The organism is Pirellulales bacterium (genome assembly GCA_036490175.1).
Classification (GTDB): Bacteria; Planctomycetota; Planctomycetia; order Pirellulales; family JACPPG01; genus JACPPG01.
Window position 1 is genome coordinate 1 of record DASXEJ010000366.1, and the last position, 3,546, is coordinate 3,546.

Genomic DNA, 3,546 nt, shown 5'->3' on the forward strand with positions numbered 1-3,546 from the left:
GAGCTGTTGTGCCGCAAGAAGCTCGCCGAGATTCGCAAAGTCAATCGCGGAACACAGGCGGCCGTTGCTCCAAAGATCGTCCTCCGCCGGTGCGGATACGCCCTGAAATAGCCGGCCGACCACCTCCGCCAAGTGCTGGCCCAGCCGGCGGTACGACTCCATTTCTTGCGCAGAATAGAACTGGTCGTCTGTAGCGTGATGGGGGAAGCTCCGATCGGCCGCGCGTTGTGCGAGCAAATCGACGCCCTCGGTCCCGCACAAGCAAGGCTTCATAACGATGAGAAGCCCCTCGGCTTTTGCTTCGTGCTGGCTCTTCGGGTACTGAATTCTGGCGATCAGGAAGTTCCGCTTAGTGAATCCATGCCGGTTCAGCTTCAGCGGCAAAACATCCAGTCCGTCAGCGAGTGAGCCCTTCGCGTTGAAGCTCGTGATTTCGACGCCCTGGTGCACACGCGCCAATCGAACGACCGCGGCCAGGTCCGCAAACTTGTGTTTAGGGTCGCATCCGGCGTCGAGGGCGACAATCAAGCGGCAGCGCCTCCGGAGTAACGCAAGAACTCCGGTGTTGTCGGCAAATCCGCCATCCGAGACAGGAAAATACCGGGCGTTATCCGGTAATCGGAAGATGTCGCGCAAGATGCGATAGACGCGTGGTATCCCTGGGGCCGCGAATTTAGGATTTGGAAGCCACCGGCCGATGTCAAGATTCAGAGCGAAACCGAAGATGGCTGCCGCCAACGACTGAAACTGCAGCGGATCAATCGCCGCGCCGGAAACTGCCATCGCGTCGGCAAGCGAGATGTTGTCGGCAAGGTATTGCTCATACTCCGACGTCTCTCGCCAGCCGGTGGCAATACAGCCGCAGTACTTCTGCGAGAACAAAAAGCCTCTTGCGTCGCGACGATCGGCTTCCAGGTCGCGACATTCCTTGTTGGCGGCTTCCAGGGACGTAACGCGTGCCACGTTCAGCGTGGCATTGATCAGGTGGTATGGCCCACCGAAATCGGTCGTGTTCAGATCACCTAACTTCTGGTTGGGCGACGTCCTCGATTCGCCGCCACCGTTGTCCCGGGACTGTAGAAACGCAAAGCCAAGCCGGTCGCGGTAGAAGCGATAGAACGAGATTGCGTTCACGTCCACCAGCAAGAGAACGGCAAAGGCGATTCCCGATCCCATCAAGATCAAGAATCTCAATAGCTCGTCCGCGGCAATCACGTTCCAACGGTAGATCTTCGTCGCGTCGTAAAAGCACTCGGTTCGCACTGCCCGCAGAAGCTTGTAATTCAGAGACCGCCGATTCGCGGCATACCAGTCGGTCCTGCTCGATGGCGTGGCGTCAGCGAGAACCTCGTAAAGGCTTGGATCGACAGGCAGTTGCCGGTCGGTGAACCATTTGTTGATCTCGGCAGCCTGTGGAAGCTTGATCGGCACTTGATCCGCAATCGCCGCCGGGTAGGTAAGCTCGATGAATCGTGGCTCTGAAGAACCGAGAAGCCGTCCCGCGAAGCCATTGTGCGACAAGACCGTCGCATTGAATGCATCGCAAAACTGCTGCCGAAGCGCAGGCAGCGGCTGGAGACTTCTGAGTGTCTCGATAGCATCGAAAAAACTGCTCGGAGTCCACGACCATGCTGTTTGATCGGCACTCCATTGCGTCTGATTTCGATCGTGCTCACGCAGTTTTTCGGCCAGGTCGTGCCCGACATTGCAAAGCTGCCGACGGCCAAGCGCGTACAGCTCTTTGAGCTTTTGTTCCGGCAAAGGACCACGATCCTGCTGGTCGATGAGCGAGTAAAAGCTGACGAATTCCTCCGCATTTAACGGTTTGGGTGCAGCCTGCGGGACCGCTACGTTGTTGATCCGATCCGTGTGGCCGTCGAGGGTCTTTTCCGTGAGGCCCAGGAACGCCGGCCAACTCATGACGTCGCCGGGTCGAATTCGGTTGTCCGGGGAGCTGGCAGTTCCGCCAATCCCCGGCTGTGCAACGAACCCAAAGATGGCGAGCGGTATCCCGACGATGATGGCCGTCGACGCGGCATAAAATAAGATCTTGTCTTTGGTTCCATGCGGCGAAACGGCGCATTGCATCAACTTCGCCGGCCGAAGCAAAGGCAATAGTCCAGCACCAATTGCCGCCAGGAGCCAAGAGCTCAGGCCGGCGGCAGGATCTAATTTCGGATCGTTTCCAAATAAGAACGCGAGAATGCCCGTCGTAGAGTACGGATTGACGAGCATCATGACGGTGCCCAAGCCGAAGGTCGCGGCCACGAAAATCAGGCACCGCTGGGTGAACTTCCCAAGAGCTTCACCGTGAGGGAAAAAATAAGATAACACCCAGGCGAGAAACCAGCAGGCCAGGGCGACCACGAACGGGAACATCGCGACGAACAGGTCCTTGTCACAGCCAAATACGGCAAGTGCGTCGCGAACACGCGGGTAGTCGAACGAACGCCATGCGATCGCGATCAGGGATGCGATGAATACGAGCCCCGAGAGCGCGAGCAACAGATTCACGCACAATCCGATCAGGTACTGATTGGTGGCTTCCCAGGGACGTTTGAGATATTTGCCCCCGTAGATGATGCGTTTGACGGGCCCCGAAAGTCCGTCGCCGCCAGCGACTGCTCCGTCCAGCGGAAACCAGTCTTGGTTGAGAATCCGGTTGTGCTTGCCCTTATTGTCCTTGTCGGCCCCGGCCGGTTGCGCCGCGCATATCGCCGAGCTGAATGCCGACCCGATATAGCTGCCGCCCGAGACCGTCGAGAGGTAGTCGATGAATTTGATCAGGCCGCACTTGTGCAGCCCCGTCAATACGCCGAGACCGAGCGCCGCGGAGCGAATTCCGCCGCCCGACAATGCGAGGCCGACCAGATCATGCGGAATCTCGTCGGAGGATTGCCCACCCGATTCCTCGAACTTCAGCTGTTTACGTCGCTCGTGGACGGCGCTTGCCTCCTGCCGACGCAACTCAATGTAGTCAGTGAGCAGGGGGGATTTGTCCATGGCCGTGACCATCCTTTCGACCAGATATGGGCCCGCGCTAGTTCTTTCGGAGGGGGCTGTAGCCGCCCGCTTTGGGCGTTTTGCCATGTTGACGAATCAGCAGCGAGAATTCCACCATTCTCGGCCAAATCCGTCGGGAAAAGATCGTGCACGGGGCCGATTCAGTGGCGGACTTTATCCAATCGGCAAACCTTGCGGTTAGTCGTCGCGCGATGGTCGATCACTCTAGGCGGCGCGCCGGCATGCCAGAGCGCTGCGTCGCGGTGTCTCAGCAGCGCGAGAAGTGACCAGGGCGTGGGCAGACACTGCCCCGATTGGCGGCGTTAAGTTGCGCGATCATGCAAGACCGAGGCGACACGCCGCTCGGTGGATCTGCCGATTCGTCCCGATGGCCTCATCCTGGACCTGCATGCTCAGCCGCGGCGTGCCGCCTCGATGGCGGCGACGTCGATCTTTTTCATCTGCATCATCGCCTCAAAGGCGCGCTTGGCGGCCGCGCGATCGGAACTTGTGAAGGCCTCGGTCAGAGCAATCGGCGTGATC

Annotated in this window: 1 protein-coding gene; it reads right to left on the reverse strand. The window is 58.9% G+C overall.

Annotated elements, in window-relative coordinates:
* On the reverse strand, positions 1 to 3,003 hold a 3,003-nt coding region (locus VGG64_28295; GenBank protein ID HEY1603534.1), incomplete at its 3' end, for a patatin-like phospholipase family protein.
* Positions 3,004 to 3,546: the final 543 nt, after the last annotated feature.